This window comes from Acidovorax sp. GW821-FHT10A04 (genome assembly GCF_059415825.1).
The window spans coordinates 11,855-33,331 of sequence record NZ_JBWKNZ010000001.1; the positions used below are offsets into that span (position 1 = coordinate 11,855).

Below are 21,477 nucleotides of genomic sequence, written 5' to 3' on the forward strand. Positions count from 1 at the left end.
TTCGCCTATGCTCTGTACAGCACCCTTTTTCTCGAGTAGCAACCCTGCGAACACCATGAGCCACACCGAAACCTCCGTCATCTACGGTACCGAAGACCTGCTGATCAGCCTGTGCAACTCGGTCACCCGCGTGCTCAATGTGGCCACCCACAGCCAGATCCACTATTCAGGGATGGTGCAGCGCATCAGCAAGACCTGCCTGAAACCCGATATCGGCTGCTTCGTGCTGTTCGACGGCGGCTTCTCGGGCCTGGTGATCATCAACTTCTCGGCCCAGGCCGCCATGGAGCTGTATTCGAGCTACCTGTTGAACATGGGCATGTCCAAGGACGACCTGGTCTCGTCCTATACCTCCGACGAGGTGTCCAACGTGATGGGCGAGCTCATGAACCAGGTGGTGGGCGACTTCACCGGCAAGGTGCGGCGCGAGCTGCAGACCCACATCACGCAGAACCAGCCCAAGATGCTGGTGCTCAACAAGCAGGTGATGCTCAGCGTGGACGCCAACCTGGACAAGCCCGAGGCGCGGCGCGTGACCTTCTACACGGCCAGCAACAACATCTTCTACCTGGAGCTGGCCATCGACCGCACCGAATTCATCAAGATGGTGGATTTCGAAGCCCAGGACACGCCGGATCCCGACGCGCTGATGTCCCAGAACGCACGGGGCGCACAGAGCACCCCGGCGCCGGCTCCCGCTGCGGACAGCGGCGGCGGGTCCGACACCGACGAACTGCTCAAGTCGCTGGGAATGTAGTCGTCCGCGCCGGCATGCGCCAGACCGCGCCGCAAACCCTGCCCTACGAAGAACTGCCGCTGGGCCCGCTGGACCCCCAGCGGATCGAGGCGCTGTGGCGCTACGGTCCGGTGGCCGGGCGCCGGCAGGCCGTGCTGCCCGATGGCCGCATGGACCTGGTGGCCCACGCGGTGCTGGAGGCCAGCGGCGGCATCGTGGCCGTCAGCCTGGCGATTGCCGGCCCCGCAGACCGCCCCAGCACCGTGGCCCACCGCGCCGCCGTTTGCAGCGTGGGCGTGCGCTTCCAGCTGGGCTGGGGTGGCGCCTGCCTGGGGCTCGACCCGGCCGCGCTGGTGAATCGGGTGCTGACCGGGCCCGCCGCAGAGCAGGCGCTCGGCCCCCTGGCCACCCCGGTGCTGGCCGCGACCTGCGCTGACGGCCTGCAGCATGCGCTGGCGGGCGCGGCGGCGGCCCTGGCGCGGCGGGCCGGCCCGGCCACTGGCCCCTCCCAGGCCCGCGCCCTGCAGGCCCTGCGCTGGCTGCGCCAGCACCCCGGTGCCCCGCTTCAGGCGCTGTGCACCGCCCTGGCACTGCCCGAGCGCACGCTGCGCCGCGACATGCTGGCCGCCGTGGGCCTGCCGCTGCGCAGCCTGGCCGGCATCCTGCGCTTCCAACGGGCCATGGCGCTGGTGCAAGGGGGGCGCCTGCCTTCGCTGGCCCACCTGGCACAGGAGGCGGGCTATGCCGACCAGGCGCACATGACGCGGCAGTTTCGCAAGCTCGGCGGCTTTACGCCGGCATTGCCGCAGCTGGTGCCGGTGGTGGCATAGCCCTCGCCCGCTCCGCCAGCGCACCCTGCCGGGCGTGCAGAAAGGCGCGCAGCCGGTCCCCATAGTCCGCACCCACGGCGCCAGCCACCGAGGGCCGGGCCGCCAGCGCCGTGCGCCAGGCCGCCACGCGCGGCAGGCCGGTGAACACGCCGAAGTCGCCGATCCGGTCGAATACATCGAAATAGCGGAACACCGGGCCGAAGACCGCATCGACCAGCGTGAAATCCGATCCGGCAAAGTAAGGACCCGCTTCGGCGCGATCCGACAGCTGTGCCTCGACCTGCACGAACAGGCGCCGCAGGTCCCCGGCACGGACCGCCAGAGCGGCTTCGTCAGGGGCACCGTAGAGCGCACCGATGGCGTTGAGCACGGCCGAGCCGAACTCCATCCAGCCCCGGTGCCGGGCACGGGCCAGCGCGTCCTCGGGGTGCAGGCGGGGCAGGAAGGTCTCGTCCAGGTACTCGCAGACCACGGCCGATTCGAAGACCGGCTGGCCATCGACCAGCAGCACCGGTGTCTTGCCCAGCGGCGAGATCTGGAGAAACCAGGCCGGCTTGTCGGCCAGGTCGATGTCGATGCGGTCGAAAGCGATGCCCTTTTCTGCCAGGGCGATGGCCGCCCGCTGGACGTAAGGGCACAGGGGGTGGCTGATGAGGGTGAGCGCGTGGCGCATGGCAGAGGTCCTTGAAGGGTGGGAGCCCTGAATCTATGATTGCGTCAGCGAAATCAAAATACGCAGCACTGCAAATCATGATTGCAACAACGCAATACCAATCTGCCGCTTTCCAGTTGGGTGCCGGCGACCTGGAAAACGTGCTGGCCCTGGTACGTGCCGGCACGCTGGCCGGCGCCGGCGAGCGCCTGGGGGTGGACCCGTCCACCGTGTTCCGCACACTACAGCGCATCGAGCGCGGGCTGGGGCAAGCCCTGTTCACGCGCTCGCGCACGGGCTACCAGGCGCTGGAGCTGGCACAGACCCTGGCCGGGCATGCCGAGCAGCTGGAGTCGGCGCTGGAATCGGCGCGCTCTGCCGCGCAGGCGCAGCAGCAGCCCGAGCGCGTGTCTGGCAACGTGCACATTACCACCACCGACACCATCCTGCACGGCCTGGTGGCACCCGCGCTGCGGAGCCTGCAAGGGGAGCACCCGCTGCTGCAGTTCGAGCTGCATGCCGGCAACGACCTGGCCAGCCTGACGCGGCGCGACACCGACATCGCCGTGCGCGCCACGCGCCGCCCACCGGCCCACCTGGTGGGCCGGCAGGTGGGCCGTATCCGCATGGCGCTGTATGCCGCGCGCCAGGGCCCGGTGCAACAGCTGGCCGATGTGCAGGCCGGCCAGGACTGGGTGGCGCCCGACGATGCGCTGCCCGAGCACCCCTCGGTGCTGTGGCGCAAGCGGCATTTTCCGAAGGCGGTGGCGCGCTACCGCGTGGGCAGCATCCTCACCGTGATGGAGCTGGTGGCCCTGGGGCTGGGCGTGGGCGTGCTGCCGGTCTTCCTGGCCCAGCCGCATCCCGGCCTGGTGGCGCTGACCGGGTCACTGGACGAGTGCGAGACCGGGCTGTGGCTGCTCACCCACCCCGAGTCGCGCCACCTGCGCCGCGTGGCCACGGTGTACGGCCACCTGGCGCGCACGCTGGTGCTGGAGTAGGAAACCATTGGCCGGAACGTTCAATACGCACACACCGCACCGGCCGACACTGGGGCCATGCACGCCCAGCCCCTTTTTGCCGAGAACGACCCGGCCACGCTGCTCCACCTGGTGGCCACCTACCCCCTGGCCACGCTGGTCACCACCAGCGCCACCGGTGCAACCGATGTCCATCTGCTGCCCCTGGAGCTGCACCAGCAGGTTGCTGCGCCAGCCTGCCTGCGGGGCCATGTGGTGCGCGACCACCCCATGCGCCGGGATGTGGCCGATGGCAGCAGCATGCTCGTGCTGTTCCAGGGCCCCAACGCCTATATCTCGCCGCGCTGGTATGTGAATGGCCAGCGCAGCGCGCGCCTGGCACCGAGCTGGAACTACGTGGCCGTGCAGGCGCGCGGGCACCTGCGCTGGGTGGACGGCGACCCTGCCTGGGTGCTGGCCCACGTCGCAGCCCTGACGGCCGCGCAGGAGGCCGGGCGCAGCGAGCCCTGGTCGCTGGAACTGGCGGCGCCCGACTACGTGCAGGGCGCGGCCCGGCACCTGGTGGGGTTCGAGATCGAGGTCACGGCACTGCAGGGCAAGTGCTTTTTGTCACAGCAGCGCACCGAGGCCGACCGGCGCAGCCTGGTGGAGCACCTGGTGCGCGAGCCCTCGGGCATGGCGCACGATGTGGCGCGGCTGATCGTGCCCTGAACAGTAGGGGTTTGGGCCGGTTTCAGTGCGCGTCGGAGCGGCGCTCGCCGAACAGCCCGGCCTGCCCTGACGGCGGTCCGCTGGCACCCAGCAACTGCACGAACTGCGTGAGCTGCGGGTCTTCGATGAAGCTGGCGGCGGAGGATGCCGCGAGCAGCTTCTCGGGCGACTGGGGCCGCGCCACGACGAAGCCCTGCACATAGTCCACGCCGATCTCGGCCAGGGTCTGCACCGTGGCATGGTCTTCGGCCCACTCGGCAATGGTCTTCATGCCCAGGTTGCGCGCCAGGCTCACGATGGCCTCGACGATGGCCACGTTGGCCGGGTGGCGGTTCATGTTGACGATGAAGTTGCCGTCGATCTTGAGCAGGTCGGACGGCAGGTCCTTCAGGTAGGAGAACGAGGTGTAGCCGGCGCCGAAGTCGTCGAGCGCCACCTTGGCGCCATAGGAGCGCACCTGGCTGATGAAGCGGCGCGTGTTCTCCAGGTCGTGCAGGGCCACGCTTTCGGTGATCTCCAGGCACAGCCAGCTCGCCAGGTGCGGGTGCTCGTCGAACAGGGCGAACACGTCGTCGATGAAGGCCTCGTCGTTGAGCGAGGCCCCGCTCAGGTTCAGGCACACGAACTGGGTGCGCCCGAGCTGCCCGTGGTGCTTGCCCAACCAGTCGAACACCGTGCCCAGCACCCAGCGGTCGATGACACCCATGCGCCCGCTGTGCTCGCCCGCGGCGATCAGCCGCGGCGTGGGCACCAGCGCGCCGCTGGCATCGCGCATGCGCAGCAGCACCTCGAAGTTGAGCGACTCCGTCGGCGCCGTGAGCGACATGATGGGCTGCATCTCCAGGTACAGGCCCTCGATGCGCTCGTCGGACGACAGGCGCTCCACCAGCTTCATCTCCGTCTCGTGGGCGATCAGGCCTGGCGCATCGCGCTCGTACACCGCCAGGCCCTGGTGCAGGCCGCGCTTGGCGTCGCGGCAGGCATGGTCAGCGGTCGACACCACGTCACGGATGGTGCTGCCCGGCGCCACCTCGATGAGGCCGATGGAGCCACGCACGTGGAACGAGCGCGCGCCCACGCGGTAGGGGCTGGTGCAGATGCTGGAGACGATGCCCTGGCTGATGAGCCGGGCCAGCGTGATGTGGGTGTCCGGAAAGACGATGAGGAACTCGTCGCCCCCCACGCGCCCGATCTGCATGTTGCCCGACAGCATCTGCGAGACGCGTGCACACACCTGCTGCAGCACGTCGTCACCGGCCGCATGGCCGAACAGGTCGTTGATGAGCTTGAAGCGGTCCAGGTCCAGGTAGGCCAGCGCCAGCGGCTTGCCCTGGTTGCGCTGGGCCAGCGCCGATTCGAGCACCTGCTCGATGCCGCGGCGGTTGAGCACGCGCGTGAGCGCGTCGTGGTGGGCCAGCACACGCAGGTTCTCGGTGGCGCGCGATTTCTCGGTCACGTCCTGCAGCGAGCCTTCGATGCGGCCGCGCGCCTGCGTGGCACGCACCATGAAGCGCCGGGTCAGTTCCCCGTCGTCGCGCCCGCTCACCGCGAACTCGGTTTCGGTCTCGCCCTGGCCATGCACCATCTGGTCGAGCTGCAGCCAGGCCGCGTCGCCGAACTGCGCGCGCCAGGTGCGCCCGCCGTTGTCCAGCAGGCCGTCGCCCAGCATGTCCACCAGCGCGGGGTTGGCACTCAGGAACCGGCCCTGCAGGTCGAGCGTGAACAGGCCGATGGGCATGGCCTCGTAGGCATGCTGCAACTGGGCCTGCACCTCCAGGCGCTTGACGTGCTCCTGGCGCATCTGCTCGGCAATCGCCAACGCGGCCAGCAGGCTCGACGACAGGGCCGCCGTGACGTGGTTCACGGTGCCCACCAGCACCTTCATGCCATAGGCCGCCGCCACGATCTCCGAAAAGCTCGACAGGAAGGTGACCCCCAGCGATGCGCCGTACCACAGGGCCACGCGCGAACGGGTCTTGAAGACGATGCGCACCAGGCTCACCGTCATCAGCAGGAGGCCCACGCCCGTGGACACCCACATCATGGGCAGGTACAGGCCATAGGGCAGGAACACGGCGGCCAGCAGCAACGGCACACAGGCCCACTGTGCACCGCGGATCCAGGGGCCCAGGCGCGAGCGGTCCAGGTCTTCCTGGAACAGGTTCTTGTACAGCGTGATGGTCAGAAAGCCGTAGATCGCCACCGTGAGCGCACGGGTCGGAAACAGCCAGGGCGTGGGCACCAGGTGGCCCAGCCACTGCACGTCCCAACCAGCAGAGATGGCTCCCACGCGCAACGTGACCACCAGCCAGGCGGCAAACAGCACGTACAGCGACTGGCGATTGATCAGCGCCGTCATGAGCACGAACATGCCCAGCACCACCAGGCCGCCTTCGAGCAGACCCAGGTTGCGGTGGAATTCGAGCACCGAGGCCTGCAGGTCGGTCTGGGCCCACCAGTCGGCCTGCAGGCGTGCCGGCCCGACGAAGGCCGCACGGCACAGCACGCGCTGGCCGGCACTGGCCTCGGGCAGGCCGAAGCCGGCCTTCATGGGGATCAGGCTGCCGCTGGCCTGCTCGCGTGTGGCCTGGCCGAGCGACACCAGGCTCCTGCCATCCCAGCAGGCCATCTCCACGGCGTGGCGCGAAGGGAACAGCACCGAGGGCGGCTGCGCCATCGAGACCGGCAGGTCCACCAGGAACCAGACCGGCTCCTCGGACAGGTTGGTGTCATGGAAGGATTTGAGCGGCCGGTTCGCCAGCGCGGCCAGTGCCTGTTCGGAGGTGAGCTCTGGCGCCGCCTGGGGCAGCACGCGCATCATCAGGGTATGGCCGCCGGCCGACAGGTAATTGCTCTGCCAGAACAGCAGCGCCCACACGGCCACGCCAGCCATGGCAATGGGAATGATGTAGATGGACATCGCGCGCAGCAGCCAGTCCACCAAGACTACGCCGCGCCGTACCCAATGCCGTGCGTGCTCCTGCAATCGCGCTGACCCCATGGTTTCGTGTGGATGCGCAGCCCACGGCCACGCGCTGGATGGCGCATGGGCCACGACCAGGCAAGCAAGGCCGCGATCACGCGCAAACTTCCATCTTGTCACGGAACACACGGCCTGCACCGCAAGTCTTTGCGCGTTCCCCCTTTTTGTGGGAGTTTACAAAGCAACGGGTATAAAAAAGGCCACCGCAGGTGTGGCCTTTTTACCAACAGGTGATTTTGGCGTGCAGCGCAGGCCCACCCTGAGGGGGTGGGACCGCTCAGGCAAACGCCCGGTTGCTGATGCGCGCCGGCAGCTCCCGGCGCCCACTGGTGGCTGCGCGGCGCGGCAGCGGCTGGGCCCCGATCGCCTTGCCGCTGGCAGGCAGGCTGCGCACGGGTGCCGGCCCCATGTCGATGTCCGGATGGCGGGTGTGGCAAAAGAAGTTGAGTGCCGGGTGCTGTGCCTGCTGCCAGCGCGCCGGGCCGCTGTCGATGTCGAAGGCCATCACCCGGTGCGGCAGATTGCCGGCATGGGCCAGCGGGATGAAGCCCTGGGCAGGGAACAGGTCTTCGAACAGCAGTTGTTCGTAGTGCCGGTCGATGGGGGCTCGGCCCGCCGCAATGGCCTGCTCGATCCCCTGGCGCTCGCAGTACTGGAAGGCCGCCTTGATGAGCACGGTCTTGACCAGGCGGCCCATGGTGCCCCCCACGATGCCCAGGCGCGTGACTTCGGCCAGGTGCATGCCCTCCATCCACAGGGGCAGGTTGACCGACTGCTCCACGCTCAGGGCGCGAAAGCGGTTGCTCTGGATGCGCGCCGTTCCCAGCGGAGAGCCATCGAGCTTGGACTCGGCCAGCAACACCACGACCCCGTCCTCGTAATCGGTGGACTCGGGCTCTTGCAGCTTTTGCGCCAGGTCGGGCACATGGCGTGCGTAGGCCGCATGGCGGATGTGCACCGCCTTGCGCAGGTCCGCCTCATTCTTGACCAGGCGCACCCAGAAGGGCAGCCGCTCCTCCCTGGTGGCCAGCCGGTTGAGTGCGTCCATGCGGGTCGGCTGCGCCCCACCGGCAACCCGGCCTGCCAGCGCCGGCGACGATGCCACGCCAAACGCCCGCGAGGGCAGCGGTGGGTGCACGCGCACGGTGGGCGCGGAAGCATTGGCGATGGACTCAAGCATGATCGGGCCTCGGGGACAAGAAAAATTTCGCAGATTGCGCAAGTCCACTGTAGGGGCCGCCCCGGATTTCTTGAGTCAGGGCCGGGATGGAAATCCTGTCTCCTTTTTTCGGACACGCGCGGTCCGAAGTTGCCTGACAGGCTTGTCTGCCTGGCAGGCAGTCGTGTGTCTCCCATGCACTAGGCAAGCTCCCCGGATTTGCCCTGGGACTCGTGGCGTTCGAAGGCCTCGAACCCGCCCTCGATGGCGGGCACGATCTGCACCACCTCGAAGTACGAGTGCGCGATCAACGGCGAATCGCGCAGGCGCTCCATGAAGAAATACCAGGCGCGCGGGTCGGGCGTCTCGACCAGCATCACGTCGCTGCACGCGGCGCTGAAGGCCTCGGCATCGAAGTAGCGCATGGCCAGTCCCGCGCCCGGCCCCAGCAGCGGGTGCAGGTGCTCGGCCGTGAGCGCGTTGCGGCGCTCGCGCGGCAGTTGCAGCCAGGCGCTGGTGGCCCGCAGGTGGACGAAGAAGGCGTAGTTCATGGTGCGTGGCTTTCAGGGAGGGAAGCTTGGCAAGCTCAGGCCTTTTGCAGGATGCGCGCGAGCAGCCCCGGCGCCCAACGCTGCAGCGCAGGCACCCAGCGCGCCTTGCCGATGTGCAGCTCGGCCCGGCCTGCGAGCAAGCCCGCGACCAGCGCCTGGGCCGCCTGGTCGGCCGGCAACTTGCCGCGCCCCCGGCCCTGGGTCATGGGCGTGTCCACCAGGGGCATCACCGCCTCGACGACCCGCACGCTGCTGCCGCGCAACTGCACCCGCAGCGCCTGGGTGAACAGGCGCAGGCCGGCCTTGGTGGCGCTGTAGACGGCGGCCGTGCGCTTGGGCGCATGGGCCAGGGCCGAGGTGACGTTGACCACGCAGGCCCGGCCCAGGCCCTGAAAGTGGGGCAGCAGCGCCCGCGTGAGGGCAACGGGTGCGATGAGGTTCACATCCACCTCGCGCTGGATGTCGCTGCTGCCGTAGCCTGCATCGTCCAGGCGCACATCGTGCTGGATGCCGGCGTTGTTGATGAGCACGCCCACCTCGGGAAAGCGCGCCACGATCTGCGCCGCCAGCGCATCGATCTCGCCGATGCGGCCCAGGTCGGCCGGCCAGGGATCGATGAGCGCGTGCCGCGCCGCCAGCGCCTGCAGCCGGCCTGCGTCGCGCCCGATGGCGACCACGGGCACGCCCAGGTGCGCCAGGTGCAGGGACAGCGCCCGGCCGATGCCCGAGCTGGCGCCCGTGACGATGGTGCGTGGCAGCGGTGGCTGCAGTGTGTGTTGTTCTACAGTGTGCGGGTTCATGGCTGCCACTGTAGGCAGCCGCTGCCGGTTTGGAATCAACCCAGGTTAATGCACGCAACGCCCTCCCCGCCCTCCACCTTCCAGACGCTGCTCGCATCGGCGGCGGGTGGCATGGCCCTGCCCGAGTGGCCGCGCGTGGCACGGGCGCTGGAAGTGCGGCGCATCGAGCCTGGCGGCACGGCCTTTATGCAAGGCGTGGAGCACCCGTATGTGTATGCGGTCGACAGCGGGCTGCTCAAGCTGAGCTACCTGGGCGAGGACGGCACGGAGTGGATCAAGTCCTTCGCGCACGAGGGGCGCTTCTTCGCCAGCATCGCGGCGCTGGCGCCCGGCGGCCGCACCAGCTTCATGGTGACGGCCATCGAGCCCAGCGTGCTCGAGCGCATCGACTACCGGCTGCTGGCCGCCCTTGCGCGCGAGCACCTGGCCTGGGCCACGGCGTTGCATGCGCTGACCCTGGTGTTCGCGGCCCGCAAGGAGGAGCGCGAACGCGAGCTGCTCACGCTGGACGCAGAGGGACGCTACCGCGCCTTTTGCGGCGCCCAGCCCGAACTGGCCGCGCGCATCCCGCAAAAGGACCTGGCGCGCCACCTGGGCGTGACGCCCGTGGGGCTCAACCGCATCGTGATGCGGGTGCGCCGGGCACAGGGCGCGTAGGCCCGTCCTACACCCGTGCGCAGGGCCGTCCTATCCGGGCTGCGCGCCACGGGGCCTAGATTGGCACCTTGGACACCACCCCCATGGAGGACCGCCATGCCCCAGACGAGTTGGAGCGCCAAGCGCGAACGCCAGTACGGCCACATCAAGGACAGCCTGCGCAAGCAGGGCAAGAGTGAAAGCACGGCCGAGGAGATCGCCGCGCGCACCGTGAACAAGGAGCGCGCGCAGCACGGCGAGGCCGAGAAGGCCAACCCCAAGACCCTGAAGGACACGCCCGCCCCGGTGCGCGGCGGCCAGCGCTCGCACCAGGGCGCACAGGGCCGCACGCGCGAGCAGCTCTATGAAGATGCCAAGCGCAAGGGCATCCAGGGCCGCTCGAAGATGAACAAGGCCGAGCTGGAGCAGGCCGTAGGCCGCTGAAGCCCGGAGTGCGCTACCCCTCGAACTGGGGGTGCAGTTGCCGGATGCGGTTCATCGCCATGCCCGCCGCCGCCGTGCGCGTCTCCACGCCGAGCTTGGCGAACACGCGCTCCAGGTGCTTCTTGACGGTGGCGGGGCTGGCGCCCAGGATGTCGCCGATGTCACGGTTGATCTTGCCCTTGACGACCCAGTAGAGCACCTCGGCCTCGCGCGCGGTGAGCTTGAAGGACAGGCTCATGGACTCGATGATCTTGGCATCCGACACTTCGCGCATCACCAGCAGCCAGTCGCCGCCGCCCTCGCTGTCGCCGGCCTGCTGGTGCAGGCGAAAGGTCAGGCGCCGCGCGCCCTGGTCGATGGCCAAGCGCGGTGGCTCGGCCTGCGCCTGGGCCAGCAGCTCGGCCGCGTTGTCGGCCAGCACGTGGCGGCGCAGCCAGGCCTGCACGGCCTCGGGCGCCCAGGGGCTGGCCTCGCCGAAGTAGGCCTGCAGCAGCTCGCGCGCCAGCGGCGTCTGCCAGACGATGCGCCCGTCCACCGCGCGCACGGTGATACTGGCGTAGCCGAACGCGTCCAGGGCGTTGCGCGCCTCGCGCGCCTGACTGGCATCGGCCCGGGCCTTGCGCGCGGCGCCCAGGTGCACGCCCATGCGCGCCATCACCTCGCGCGGCTTGATGGGCTTGGTCACGTAGTCCACCCCGCCCGCCTCGAGCGCGGCCACCAGGTGCTCGGTCTCGGTCAGGCCGGTCATGAAGATGATGGGGATGTGCGCGGTCTGGGGCGAGGCCTTCAGGCGCCGCGCCACCTCGAAGCCATCCATGCCGGGCATCATGGCGTCCAGCAGCACGATGTCGGGCAAGGCCTGGGCGGCGCGCTGCAGTGCCGCCTCGCCGTGCATGGCCACAAGCACGGTGTAGCCCGATTCGTCGAGTGCATCGTGCAGCACGGCCAGGTTGTCGGGCACATCGTCGACGATGAGCACCACGTCGCTGTCGCTGCGGTCCAGGGCAGCGCCGGCGGGTAGGGAGGGAGGAGATGCTGCGGTGTTCACGGGGGGGCCTGCTCCAGAATGCGGCCCATGGCGTCGAACTGGAACTGCCGCGCCAGGCCGCGCATGGTGTGCACAAAGGCACCATGCACGGGCTGGTGCCGTTCGATCTCGTCCAGGGCATTGAGGATGCCGCGGTAGTAACCCAGCGATACGGCCTGCGACAGGGCCGCCAGGGCGCCGGGATCAGGGTAGCTCAGCGCGGCGGCACCCGCTGAGGGTGCAGGCGATGGAGCGGCCAGCGCGGTCTGCGCCTCGCCCAGCCACTGCAGCGCCAGGCGCCTCTCCAGCCAGTCGAGCAACTCGCTGTGACGCACAGGCTTGACGATGAAGTCATCGGGGCGGATGTCGACGTCGTTGTCCAGCGCCTTGTCGAAGGCGTTGGCAGAGACGATGGCGCATTGCACATTTTGCAACTGCATCTGGCGCACCCGCCGCAGGGTCTCCCATCCGTCGATACCCGGCATGGCCAGGTCCATGAACAGGGCGTGAGGCCGGTAGCCGGTGGCCAGCAGGTCCAGTGCATCGTGGCCGCTGGCGGCCTGGCGCAGTTCGAATCCCAGGGGCTCGAGCAGCTGCACCAGCAGCTCGCGGTCGGCCTCCTCGTTGTCCACCACCAGGATGCGGCGGCGCTCGCCGGCGTAGCCCTTGCGCGCACGCGGCGCGCGGGCGGCGGCCGGGGCGCCGGCCTTGCCCAGGGCCTCGGCATGCACCTCGGGCAGGAACAGCTTGACGTGGAACACCGAGCCCAGACCGGGCTCGCTGGTGACGGTGAGCTCGCCGCCCATCAGGGCGGTGAGCATCTTGGCGATGGTCAGGCCCAGGCCGGCACCGGGCGTGGCCGCCACGGCCCCCGCGCTGCCGCCGCGCGCGAAGGGCTCGAAGATGCGCTCGATCTCGTCGGCGCTGAGGCCCGGTCCGGTGTCCTGCACATCGATGCGCGCGATCTCGCGGGCGTAGCGCACGCGCAGCGTGACCCGGCCCTGCGCGGTGAACTTGACGGCGTTGCCCAACAGGTTGATGAGGATCTGGCGCAGGCGCTTTTCGTCGGCACGCACGACCTCGGGGATCACGCCCTGCACGTCGAACTGGAAGGCCAGGCCCTTGGCGGCGGCCTGCAGCTCGAACAGGCTGGCCATCTCGTGCAGGCCATCGGCAAAGCGCATGGGCGTGACGTCGAGCGTGAGCTTGCCCGACTCGATGCGCGCGATGTCGAGCGTGCCCTCGATCAACGACAGCAGGTGCTCGCCACCGCGGCGGATCACATGCACGGCCTGCTTGCGGTGCGGCGGCACGCCGCTGTCCTCGCCCATCAGCTGGGCATAGCCCAGGATGGAATTGAGCGGCGTGCGTATCTCGTGGCTGATGGCGCTGATGTAGCGGCTCTTGGCCTGGTTGGCCTGGTCGGCGGTGCGCTGGGCCGCCTCGGCCACCTGGCGCGCCTGCTCGGCCACGCTGCGGGCGTTCTGCAGGGCCTCGTCGGTCTGGCGGTGCAGCTCGATCTCGCGCACCAGCAAGCCGGTCTGGCGGTTCGACTCCTCCTGCGCTACCTGGCGGCTCTTGTGCGCCAGCACCAGCCACCAGGCGACGATGCCGGAGATGACCAGGAGCGCCAGGTAGGCCTTGAGCAGGCCCGAGCGCAGCGCCACCTCGGGGGCGGCCAGCACCTCGGTGTTGGTCATGGCATGGCCGATGGTGTTGAGCTCCTGGTGGTACAGCAGGCCCATGACGGAGGCCAGCAGCGGCGCGATCACCAGCATCAGCAGCAGGAAGTGGCCCAGGCCGGTATCGAGGTAGCGCCACACGGCGCGCGGCAGCACCCAGCGCAGGGCCGAGGACCACTGCACGGCCATGCTCGCGTGGGGCTTGCACAGGTCACCGCAGCGCGCGTCGAGCGTGCAGCACAGCGAGCAGATGCCGCCGCCGTAGGCCGGGCACTGGGCCATGTCGGGCGCTTCGTACTCGCGCTCGCAGATGACGCAGCGCTGTACCGAAAAGCGGGCATAGGTGCCCAGATCGGCCGCGACCTGCCCACTCACCGGGCCGTGCATGGGCACGGCGGACGGCTCGGGCTGGCGCGCGATGTAGTAGCGCCCCTGCGTGGCCCAGGCGATGAGCGGCGCGGTGACGAAGGCCACGGCCATGGCGATCACCGCCGAGAAGGCCTGCGGCAGCGGGCCGAACAGGCCCAGGTGGGCGCTGATGGAGACCACCGAGGCCAGCGCCATGGAGCCCACGCCCACGGGGTTGATGTCGTACAGGTGGGCGCGCTTGAACTCAATGCCCTTGGGCGACAGGCCCAGGGGCTTGTTGATGACCAGGTCGGCCACCACCGACATGATCCAGGCGATGGCGATGTTGGAGTACAGGCCCAGCACCTCGCCCATGGCGCGAAAGACGTTCATCTCCATCAGCATGAAGGCGATGAGGGTGTTGAACACCACCCACACCACCCGCCCCGGGTGGCTGTGCGTGAGGCGCGAGAAGAAGTTGGACCAGGCCAGCGAGCCCGCATAGGCGTTGGTGACGTTGATCTTCATCTGCGAGACCACCACGAACAGCGCCGTGGCCGCCACCGCCCAGCCATAGTGCGGAAACACGTATTCGTAGGCCACCAGGTACATCTGATTGGGGTCGACGGCGCGGTCGGCCGGCACCATGTGGGTCAGCGCCAGGTAGGCCAGCAGCGCGCCGCCCAGCATCTTGAGCACCCCGAGCACCACCCAGCCCGGCCCGCCGGCCAGCACGCCCAGCCACCAGCGCCCGCGCGTGGCCTGGGTGCGCGCGGGCATGAAGCGCAGGTAGTCGGCCTGCTCCCCCATCTGGGTAATGAGCGCGATGCCGACCGTGAGTGCCGCACCAAACAAGGGCAATTGGAACATAGCGCCCCGGCCGGATTCACCACCATAGTGCGATATGCCCGAAAACGCACCAGGATCGTGCGTTATGACGTAGACGAACGGCACCACCAGCATCACCAGCCACAGCGGCTGGCTCCACACCTGCAGCCGGCTGATGGCCGAGACGCCGTGGGTGACCAGCGGAATCACCACGATGGCGCAGATCAGGTAGCCCCAGGTGGGTGGGATGTCGAGCGCCAGCTCCAGCGCATAGGCCATCACGGCCGCCTCCAGCGCGAAGAAGATGAAGGTGAAGGAGGCGTAGATCAGCGAGGTGAGCGTGGAGCCGATGTAGCCGAAGCCCGCGCCGCGCGTGAGCAGGTCCATGTCCACCCCGTAGCGCGCGGCGTAGACGCTGATGGGCAGGCCCGCCAGGAAGATGATGAGCCCCGTGGCGACAATGGCCCAGAAGGCGTTGATGAAGCCGTACTGCACCAGCAGCGTGGCGCCCACGGCCTCCAGGATCAGGAACGAGGCCGCGCCGAAGGCGGTGTTGGCCACGCGCCATTCGGACCACTTGCGAAAGCGCTGGGGCGTGTAGCGCAGCGCATAGTCCTCCATGGTCTCGGTGGCCACCCAGCTGTTGTAGTCGCGCCGGACCTTGACGACCTGCTGCGGGGCCTGGGCGTCCGCACCCATGTCTGCGCTCACATCCATGCCGCCCCGCGCGGGGACGCCCGCGTCGGGCGGAGCGATGGTGGCGGCGGTGGGTGGCATGGGGAAGGCGTGGGGGTGGGGAGCGGCAGTCCCTGTGCTGGTGCAGTTTCCATGCCACTGGCGTCGTGCGGGCCAGGGCGGATGCGCCAATCGACGTATGGCCGGCACGGCGCTTGCTCACTATGATGGTGCGGACCAGGGCCACCCCCGCCCCCCGCGCGCGGCACCGCGCTGCCCCACCCGATCACCACACCGCCAAGACCATGGAACTCACCCCCCGCGAAAAGGACAAGCTGCTGATCTTCACCGCGGCCCTGCTGGCCGAGCGCCGCAAGGCGCGGGGCCTCAAGCTCAACTACCCCGAAGCCATGGCCCTGATCAGCGCCGCCGTGATGGAAGGCGCGCGCGACGGCAAGACCGTGGCCCAGCTCATGAGCGAGGGGCGCACCGTGCTGACCCGCGCTGACGTGATGGACGGCATCGCCGAGATGATCCCCGACATCCAGGTGGAGGCCACCTTCCCGGACGGCACCAAGCTCGTCACCGTGCACCAACCGATTGTTTAAGCCACTCCCCCGGAGACCCTGACCCATGCGCGCATCCCGCACCCTTGCTTTCATCGCCCTGGCCACGCTGGCCGCGGCCGCCAGTGCCCACACCGATGGCGTGGCGCACACGCACCACGATTTCTTCAGCGGCTTCACCCACCCCTTGTTCGGGCTGGACCACCTGGCCGCCATGGTGGCCGTGGGCCTGTGGAGCGCGCTGGCCGCGCGCCGCGCCGGGCCCGAGCTGCTGTGGGGCCCGCTGGGCTTTGCCAGCCTGCTGCTGGTGGGCGCGGTGATGGGCCTGCAGGGTATCGCCATTCCCGCCGTGGAGCCGATGATTGCCGCATCGCTGCTGGCCACGGGTCTGCTGGTTGCATCGCGCCTGCGCGTGCCGGGCATCGTGGCGGCGCTGGGCGTGGGCGTGTTCGCGCTGTTCCACGGCCTGGCCCACGGCTACGAGCTGGCCGGCAGCGACAGCGCCTGGCAGACCCTGGCCGGCATGCTGTGCGCCACGGTGCTGCTGCACTGTGCCGGCCTGGCTGCAGGCTGGGCACTGCGCCAGCGCAGCGTGTGGCTGGCGCGCGCGGCCGGTGCCGGCGTGGCCGCCCTGGGCGGCGCCATGCTGCTGCAGCTGGCTTGAAAAACACCCCCGACAAGGACACGCCACCATGACCCCAGGCGAACTGCTGATCGACGCGGGCGAGCATGCCCTGAACCCCGGGCGCCGCACGCTGACCGTGCTGGTGCGCAACACGGCGGACCGGCCCATCCAGGTGGGTTCGCACTACCATTTTGCCGAGACCAACGGCGCCCTGGGCTTCGACCGCGAGGCCGCGCGCGGCATGCGGCTGAACATCGCCTCGGGCACGGCCGTGCGCTTCGAGCCCGGGCAGGAGCGCACCGTGGAGCTGGTGGACTATGCGGGCGACCGCACGGTCTACGGCTTTCGCGGGCTGGTGCAGGGCGCGCTGTGATGCTGCGCCCTGCCCTCTTCTCCATCGCTATCCATTCGAGCCCCGCGCCGGGCACCAGCAAAAGGTTTTGAACCATGGCAACCATTGGACGACGCGCCTATGCGGAGATGTTCGGCCCCACCGTGGGCGACCGCGTGCGCCTGGCTGACACCGACCTCATCGCCGAGGTGGAGGCGGACTACACCCTGCGCGCCGGCGGCTACGGCGAAGAGGTGAAGTTCGGCGGCGGCAAGACCATCCGCGACGGCATGGCGCAGAGCCAGCGCACGCGCGACGCGGGCGCGGTGGACACGGTGCTGACCAATGCGCTGATCATCGACCACACCGGCATCGTCAAGGCCGACATCGGCCTCAAGGGCGGGCGCATCGTGGCCATCGGCAAGGCGGGCAACCCCGACACGCAGACGGGCGTGGACATCATCATCGGCCCGGGCACCGAGGTCATCAGCTGCGAGGGCAACATCGTCACCGCGGGCGGCATCGACAGCCATATCCACTTCATCTGCCCACAGCAGATCGAAGAGGCCCTGGCCTCGGGCGTGACCACCATGCTGGGCGGCGGCACGGGCCCGGCCACGGGCACGCTGGCCACCACCAGCACCTCGGGCACCTGGAACATGGAACGCATGCTGCAGGCAGCCGACGCCTTCCCGATGAACCTGGGCTTCCTGGGCAAGGGCAACGCCAGCCTGCCGGCGCCGCTGCGCGAGCAGATCGAGGCCGGGGCCATCGGCCTCAAGCTGCACGAGGACTGGGGCACCACGCCCGCAGCCATCAGCAACTGCCTGGACGTGGCCGAAGAGACGGATACGCAGGTCGCCATCCACAGCGACACGCTCAATGAATCGGGCTTTGTCGAGAACACCATTGCCGCCGTGGGCGGGCGCGGCATCTGCGCCTTCCACACCGAGGGTGCGGGCGGCGGCCATGCGCCCGACATCCTGCGCGTGGTGGGTGAGGCAAACTTTTTGCCCTCCTCCACCAACCCGACCATGCCCTACACGGTGAACACGCTGGACGAGCATGTGGACATGCTCATGGTGTGCCACCACCTCGATGCCGGCATTGCCGAAGACCTGGCCTTTGCCGAAAGCCGCATCCGCAAGGAGACTATCGCGGCCGAGGACATCCTGCACGACCTGGGCGCCATCAGCATGATGAGCAGCGACAGCCAGGCCATGGGCCGGGTGGGCGAGGTGATCCTGCGCACCTGGCAGACGGCGCACAAGATGAAGGCCCAGCGCGGCACGCTCGAAGGCGACAGCGCGCGCAACGACAACACGCGCATCAAGCGCTACGTGGCCAAGTACACCATCAACCCGGCCATCGCCCACGGCATCAGCCACGAGGTGGGTTCCATCGAGGTGGGCAAGTGGGCCGACCTGGTGATCTGGAAGCCGGCCTTCTTCGGCGTGAAGCCGGCGCTGATCTTGAAGGGCGGCTTCATCGCCATGGCGGCCATGGGCGACCCGAATGCCTCCATCCCCACGCCGCAGCCGGTGCACTACCGGCCAATGTTCGGCGCCTTCGGCGGGGCCATCGCACGCACCTCGCTGACCTTTGTCTCGCAGGCGGGGCTGGCGGCGGGCATTGGCGAGCGCTTCGGGCTGGCCAAGAACCTGGTCGCGGTGCGCAACATCCGCGGTGTGCGCAAGGAGCACATGGTGCACAACAGCTACACCCCGCGCATGGAGGTGGACGCCCAGACCTACACCGTGCGCGCCGACGGCCAGTTGCTCACCTGCGAGCCGGCCACCCAGCTGCCCATGGCACAGCGATACTTCCTGTTCTGACCGATCGCTGAACGAACCCCGGAGTACCGCCCATGCTGCCCGAAACCCATTTGCTGCTCGCCTTTGCGGGCGCCAGCCTCGTCCTTGCGCTCACCCCCGGCCCTGCGGTGGTCTACATCGTGGCGCGCACGGTGGCGCAGGGGCGTGCCTGCGGCCTGGCCTCGGTGCTGGGCGTGGCGCTGGGCAACCTGGGCAATGCGATTGGCGCGGCGCTGGGCCTGGCGGCGCTGTTCGCCGTGTCGTCGGCCGCCTTCACCGTGGTGAAGTGGGCCGGCGCCGCCTACCTGGTCTACCTGGGCCTGCGCATGTGGTTTGCGCGCGCAGCCGCAACCACGAGCGGCGGCACGGCAGCATCCCGCCAGCCTTTGGGCCGCGTGTTCCGCGACGGCTTCGTGGTGGCCCTGCTCAACCCCAAGACCAGCCTGTTCTTCGCCGCCTTCCTGCCACAGTTCATGGACGCGCAGGGCAGCGCGCTGGCGCAGACCCTGGCACTGGGCTGCACCTTCGTGGCCATCGCGGCCTGCACCGACCTTTTCTATGTGCTGGCCGCCAGCCTGGTGGCGCCTCGCCTGGGCCAGGCCACACGCCATGCGGTGTGGGGCAACCGCCTGGCCGGCACCTCCTTCATCGGCCTGGGCGTGCTCACGGCCATGGGCTCGCGCCCTACGCGCTGAGCCCGCTCCCCCTCTTATTTCTCCCTTGGCATCCATGATTTCCGTCGGCAAACTCCTCGCGCAAGGCCATGGCCTGGCCCCCGTGCTGCTCAAGCGCGCCACCACGGTCGAACTCGACTGGGACGTGCGCCAGAAGAGCCGCTTTTCCACCACCGACTCCAGCGGGCGAGAGCTGGGCGTGTTCCTGCCGCGCGGCACCGTGGTGCGCGGTGGCGACGTGCTGGTGGCCGAAGACGGCTCGCTGGTGCGGGTGCTGGCGGCACCGCAAGCGGTGCTCTACATCACCCACTGCAAGAACCACGGCACGCCGTTCGACCTGGTGCGCGCGGCCTACCACCTGGGCAACCGCCATGTGCCCATCGAGCTGCAGCCCGACCACCTGAAGATCGAACCCGACCACGTGCTGGCCGACATGCTGCGCGCCATGCACCTGATCGTGCAGGCGAAGGACATGGCCTTCGAGCCCGAGGGCGGCGCCTATGCGGCAGGGCATGGCGGCGGGCACGGCCACCACGGGCATGACCATGGCGACCATGGCCACGCACACGAACACGCCCATGACCATGGGCACGATCACGATCACGATCACGACCATGCTGAGGGGCACGGCCACAAGCATGCGCACTGAGCGCGGCACCACGCGGCACTGCAAGCCACCCATACCATGATGATGCGCGAGCCCCCCGCCCCCACGGCGCTGCCGGCGGCCAGCCTGCTGCAGCTGATCTGGCTGGCATCGCCCGCGCTGCCCGTGGGCGGGTTCTCGTATTCCGAGGGGCTGGAGAGCGCCATCGAGTCGGCCGGCGTCGCCTCCGAAGCGGCGGTGGCCGCCTGGCTGCTGGACCAGTTGCACATCACCCAGGCGCGCGGCGACATGGCCGTGGTGGCCCAGGCCGTGGGTGCCTGGCGCCAGGGCGACATGGCGCATGTGCGCGAACTCAACGACTGGGTGTTGCACACGCGCGAGACCAGCGAGCTGCGCCTGCAGACCGAGCAGATGGGCCGCTCTTTGGCCGACTGGCTGCGCAACCAGCACCAGGGCGATGCGGCGCGCATGCCGGCCGTGCAGGCGCTGGCCGCGCTGCCGCCCACCTATCCCGTCGCCTTTGCGCTGGCCGCATCGACCACCGAGGCCTCGGTCTACGACGTGCTGCTGGCCTTTGCCTTCGGCTGGGCCGAGAACATGGTGCAGGCTGCGCTCAAGTCCATGGCCCTGGGCCAGAGCGCGGGCCAGCGCATCCTGGCCAGGCTCGCGCAGGCCATCCCCGAAGCTGCCACCTACGCGCTGGCGCTGCCCGATGGCGAGCGCCAGGCCTTTTCGCCCATGCTGGCCATTCTTTCGGCCCGGCACGAAACCCAGTACTCCCGCCTTTTCAGATCATGACGACCACCACGACCCACACCAGCGCGCTGCACCACGTTCCCAACCGCACCAAGCACCTGCCCCCGCTGCGCGTGGGCATCGGCGGCCCCGTGGGCTCGGGCAAGACCACCTTGCTCGAAATGCTGTGCAAGGCCATGCGCGACGACTACGACCTGATCGCCATTACCAACGACATCTACACCAAGGAAGACCAGCGCCTGCTGACGGTGAGCGGCGCCCTGCCGGCCGAGCGCATCCTGGGCGTGGAAACGGGCGGCTGCCCGCACACGGCGATCCGCGAAGACGCCTCGATCAACCTCGAAGCCATCGACCGCATGCTGGAGCAGTTCCCCAATGCCGACGTGGTGTTCGTGGAGAGCGGCGGCGACAACCTGGCCGCCACCTTCAGCCCCGAGCTGTCGGACCTGACCATCTACGTGATCGACGTGGCCGCCGGCGAGAAGATCCCGCGCAAGGGCGGCCCCGGCATCACCAAGAGCGACCTGTTCATCATCAACAAGACCGACCTGGCCCCGCACGTGGGCGCCAATTTGGACATCATGGAATCGGACACCGTGCGCATGCGCACCACGCCCCAGGGCCTGCGCCCCTTCGTGATGACCAACCTGAAAACCCTGGCCGGCCTGGCCGAGGTGGTGCGCTTCATCGAGACCAAGGGCATGCTGACCAAGGCAGGGGCCGCTGCGGCCGGCTAGAATACGCGCCTTCCCTCCCGGAGACTTGGGTGAGCGGTTTAAACCAGCAGTCTTGAAAACTGCCGACGGGCAACCGTCCGTGAGTTCGAATCTCACAGTCTCCGCCAGATGCCAAGCAAACATGCGCCTCTCAGGGCGCTTTTTTGTTTTACTCACCAATGGACCCACACCTATGACTAGTCCAGGTCGTGCAGCTGTTCCACCTTCGACCGATTTGCAGGCGTTTTCGTGTCCGCATTGTGGTGCGTTGGCAGATCAGCGCTGGTGGGAGTGCTACGCGACACTGCTAAGGGACTCTGAGCCGCTGCCCACGTGGCTCGATCCT

General features: G+C 68.9%; 21 protein-coding genes and 1 tRNA gene. 15 read left to right on the forward strand and 7 right to left on the reverse strand.

The features are described from left to right. Positions 1-55 precede the first annotated feature (55 nt). Positions 56-757 (forward strand): DUF3334 family protein, encoded by a 702-nt coding sequence (locus AC07PF_RS00055; protein WP_494610478.1) that lies wholly within the window; start codon positions 56-58, stop codon positions 755-757. Between the two features lie 14 nt (positions 758-771). Continuing rightward, positions 772-1,566, forward strand: coding sequence for a helix-turn-helix domain-containing protein (locus AC07PF_RS00060; protein ID WP_494610479.1), 795 nt, complete (start codon positions 772-774; stop codon positions 1,564-1,566). Here AC07PF_RS00060 and AC07PF_RS00065 read toward each other — a convergent pair. After that, positions 1,526-2,239 carry a glutathione S-transferase family protein gene (locus AC07PF_RS00065; RefSeq protein ID WP_494610480.1) on the reverse strand — a complete coding sequence of 238 codons (714 nt, stop codon included), beginning with the start codon at positions 2,237-2,239 and terminating at the stop codon, positions 1,526-1,528. The genes AC07PF_RS00060 and AC07PF_RS00065 overlap by 41 nt on opposite strands. A 77-nt stretch (positions 2,240-2,316) precedes the next feature. Between AC07PF_RS00065 and AC07PF_RS00070 the strand changes: the two genes are divergently transcribed. After that, positions 2,317-3,219 (forward strand): LysR family transcriptional regulator, encoded by a 903-nt coding sequence (locus AC07PF_RS00070; protein ID WP_494610481.1) that lies wholly within the window; start codon positions 2,317-2,319, stop codon positions 3,217-3,219. Between the two features lie 57 nt (positions 3,220-3,276). Further along, a complete protein-coding gene (locus AC07PF_RS00075) occupies positions 3,277-3,909 on the forward strand; it encodes an FMN-binding negative transcriptional regulator (protein WP_494610482.1) in 633 nt (210 codons plus the stop codon). A 22-nt stretch (positions 3,910-3,931) separates the two neighbouring features. Here the strand turns inward: AC07PF_RS00075 and AC07PF_RS00080 are convergent, their stop codons facing one another. The 4 genes from AC07PF_RS00080 to AC07PF_RS00095 all read right to left on the reverse strand — a co-directional run bounded on the left by AC07PF_RS00080 (position 3,932) and on the right by AC07PF_RS00095 (position 9,402). Next, entirely contained in the window at positions 3,932-6,850 is a 2,919-nt protein-coding gene (locus AC07PF_RS00080) for an EAL domain-containing protein (protein ID WP_494610483.1), read from the reverse strand. Between the two features lie 319 nt (positions 6,851-7,169). After that, on the reverse strand, positions 7,170-8,072 hold the full coding sequence (locus AC07PF_RS00085) for a hypothetical protein (protein ID WP_145695130.1): 903 nt from the start codon (positions 8,070-8,072) through the stop codon (positions 7,170-7,172). Between the two features lie 179 nt (positions 8,073-8,251). Beyond that, positions 8,252-8,602: a darcynin family protein gene (locus AC07PF_RS00090; protein ID WP_494610484.1), complete on the reverse strand. Its 351-nt coding sequence runs from the start codon at positions 8,600-8,602 to the stop codon at positions 8,252-8,254. Positions 8,603-8,637: 35 nt separating this feature from the next. Then, on the reverse strand, positions 8,638-9,402 hold the full coding sequence (locus tag AC07PF_RS00095) for an SDR family oxidoreductase (protein ID WP_494610485.1): 765 nt from the start codon (positions 9,400-9,402) through the stop codon (positions 8,638-8,640). Positions 9,403-9,450: 48 nt separating this feature from the next. Between AC07PF_RS00095 and AC07PF_RS00100 the strand changes: the two genes are divergently transcribed. After that, positions 9,451-10,059: a Crp/Fnr family transcriptional regulator gene (locus AC07PF_RS00100; RefSeq protein ID WP_007855634.1), complete on the forward strand. Its 609-nt coding sequence runs from the start codon at positions 9,451-9,453 to the stop codon at positions 10,057-10,059. A gap of 96 nt (positions 10,060-10,155) precedes the next feature. Further along, the gene (locus AC07PF_RS00105) at positions 10,156-10,482 is read left to right on the forward strand and encodes a plasmid stabilization protein (protein ID WP_145695126.1); all 327 of its coding nucleotides are present in this window, start codon (positions 10,156-10,158) and stop codon (positions 10,480-10,482) included. Positions 10,483-10,495: 13 nt separating this feature from the next. Here AC07PF_RS00105 and AC07PF_RS00110 read toward each other — a convergent pair whose 3' ends face one another. Together AC07PF_RS00110 and AC07PF_RS00115 are read right to left on the reverse strand one after the other, a co-directional pair. Next, positions 10,496-11,530, reverse strand: coding sequence for a response regulator (locus AC07PF_RS00110; RefSeq protein WP_494610486.1), 1,035 nt, complete (start codon positions 11,528-11,530; stop codon positions 10,496-10,498). Further along, positions 11,527-15,144 (reverse strand): hybrid sensor histidine kinase/response regulator, encoded by a 3,618-nt coding sequence (locus AC07PF_RS00115; protein WP_494610487.1) that lies wholly within the window; start codon positions 15,142-15,144, stop codon positions 11,527-11,529. The genes AC07PF_RS00110 and AC07PF_RS00115 overlap by 4 nt, the downstream gene beginning before the upstream one ends. Positions 15,145-15,347: 203 nt before the next feature. On the opposite strand from AC07PF_RS00115, the gene AC07PF_RS00120 reads away from it, so the two are divergent. From AC07PF_RS00120 to AC07PF_RS00160, 9 genes are all read left to right on the forward strand, one after another. Next, on the forward strand, positions 15,348-15,650 hold the full coding sequence (locus AC07PF_RS00120; RefSeq protein WP_055399013.1) for an urease subunit gamma: 303 nt from the start codon (positions 15,348-15,350) through the stop codon (positions 15,648-15,650). Between the two features lie 25 nt (positions 15,651-15,675). Beyond that, positions 15,676-16,272: a HupE/UreJ family protein gene (locus AC07PF_RS00125; protein WP_494609899.1), complete on the forward strand. Its 597-nt coding sequence runs from the start codon at positions 15,676-15,678 to the stop codon at positions 16,270-16,272. Positions 16,273-16,300: 28 nt separating this feature from the next. Continuing rightward, a complete protein-coding gene (locus AC07PF_RS00130) occupies positions 16,301-16,606 on the forward strand; it encodes an urease subunit beta (protein ID WP_007855625.1) in 306 nt (101 codons plus the stop codon). Between the two features lie 74 nt (positions 16,607-16,680). After that, positions 16,681-18,399 carry an urease subunit alpha gene (gene ureC, locus AC07PF_RS00135; RefSeq protein WP_494610488.1) on the forward strand — a complete coding sequence of 573 codons (1,719 nt, stop codon included), beginning with the start codon at positions 16,681-16,683 and terminating at the stop codon, positions 18,397-18,399. 32 nt (positions 18,400-18,431) lie between these two features. Continuing rightward, on the forward strand, positions 18,432-19,073 hold the full coding sequence (locus tag AC07PF_RS00140) for a LysE family translocator (protein WP_494610489.1): 642 nt from the start codon (positions 18,432-18,434) through the stop codon (positions 19,071-19,073). A gap of 34 nt (positions 19,074-19,107) precedes the next feature. Next, complete coding sequence (ureE, locus tag AC07PF_RS00145; protein WP_494610490.1) at positions 19,108-19,701, forward strand: urease accessory protein UreE; 594 nt, start codon at positions 19,108-19,110, stop codon at positions 19,699-19,701. A 39-nt stretch (positions 19,702-19,740) separates the two neighbouring features. Beyond that, complete coding sequence (locus tag AC07PF_RS00150; protein ID WP_494610990.1) at positions 19,741-20,457, forward strand: urease accessory protein UreF; 717 nt, start codon at positions 19,741-19,743, stop codon at positions 20,455-20,457. Beyond that, positions 20,454-21,152, forward strand: coding sequence for an urease accessory protein UreG (gene ureG / locus AC07PF_RS00155; protein ID WP_494609892.1), 699 nt, complete (start codon positions 20,454-20,456; stop codon positions 21,150-21,152). The genes AC07PF_RS00150 and ureG overlap by 4 nt, the downstream gene beginning before the upstream one ends. 19 nt (positions 21,153-21,171) lie before the next feature. Then, a tRNA-Ser gene (locus tag AC07PF_RS00160) sits at positions 21,172-21,259 on the forward strand. The last annotated feature ends 218 nt before the right edge of the window (positions 21,260-21,477 follow it).

Bases quoted from the DNA above. Each gene is read 5' to 3' on its own strand.
- AC07PF_RS00055 (WP_494610478.1), top strand. From the start codon at position 56: ATGAGCCACACCGAAACCTCCGTCATCTACGGTACCGAAGACCTGCTG.
- AC07PF_RS00060 (WP_494610479.1), top strand. From the start codon at position 772: ATGCGCCAGACCGCGCCGCAAACCCTGCCCTACGAAGAACTGCCGCTG.
- AC07PF_RS00065 (WP_494610480.1), bottom strand. From the start codon at position 2,239: ATGCGCCACGCGCTCACCCTCATCAGCCACCCCCTGTGCCCTTACGTC.
- AC07PF_RS00070 (WP_494610481.1), top strand. From the start codon at position 2,317: ATGATTGCAACAACGCAATACCAATCTGCCGCTTTCCAGTTGGGTGCC.
- AC07PF_RS00075 (WP_494610482.1), top strand. From the start codon at position 3,277: ATGCACGCCCAGCCCCTTTTTGCCGAGAACGACCCGGCCACGCTGCTC.
- AC07PF_RS00085 (WP_145695130.1), bottom strand. From the start codon at position 8,072: ATGCTTGAGTCCATCGCCAATGCTTCCGCGCCCACCGTGCGCGTGCAC.
- AC07PF_RS00090 (WP_494610484.1), bottom strand. From the start codon at position 8,602: ATGAACTACGCCTTCTTCGTCCACCTGCGGGCCACCAGCGCCTGGCTG.
- AC07PF_RS00095 (WP_494610485.1), bottom strand. From the start codon at position 9,402: ATGAACCCGCACACTGTAGAACAACACACACTGCAGCCACCGCTGCCA.
- AC07PF_RS00100 (WP_007855634.1), top strand. From the start codon at position 9,451: ATGCACGCAACGCCCTCCCCGCCCTCCACCTTCCAGACGCTGCTCGCA.
- AC07PF_RS00105 (WP_145695126.1), top strand. From the start codon at position 10,156: ATGCCCCAGACGAGTTGGAGCGCCAAGCGCGAACGCCAGTACGGCCAC.
- AC07PF_RS00115 (WP_494610487.1), bottom strand. From the start codon at position 15,144: ATGCCACCCACCGCCGCCACCATCGCTCCGCCCGACGCGGGCGTCCCC.
- AC07PF_RS00120 (WP_055399013.1), top strand. From the start codon at position 15,348: ATGGAACTCACCCCCCGCGAAAAGGACAAGCTGCTGATCTTCACCGCG.
- AC07PF_RS00125 (WP_494609899.1), top strand. From the start codon at position 15,676: ATGCGCGCATCCCGCACCCTTGCTTTCATCGCCCTGGCCACGCTGGCC.
- AC07PF_RS00130 (WP_007855625.1), top strand. From the start codon at position 16,301: ATGACCCCAGGCGAACTGCTGATCGACGCGGGCGAGCATGCCCTGAAC.
- ureC (WP_494610488.1), top strand. From the start codon at position 16,681: ATGGCAACCATTGGACGACGCGCCTATGCGGAGATGTTCGGCCCCACC.
- AC07PF_RS00140 (WP_494610489.1), top strand. From the start codon at position 18,432: ATGCTGCCCGAAACCCATTTGCTGCTCGCCTTTGCGGGCGCCAGCCTC.
- ureE (WP_494610490.1), top strand. From the start codon at position 19,108: ATGATTTCCGTCGGCAAACTCCTCGCGCAAGGCCATGGCCTGGCCCCC.
- AC07PF_RS00150 (WP_494610990.1), top strand. From the start codon at position 19,741: ATGATGCGCGAGCCCCCCGCCCCCACGGCGCTGCCGGCGGCCAGCCTG.
- ureG (WP_494609892.1), top strand. From the start codon at position 20,454: ATGACGACCACCACGACCCACACCAGCGCGCTGCACCACGTTCCCAAC.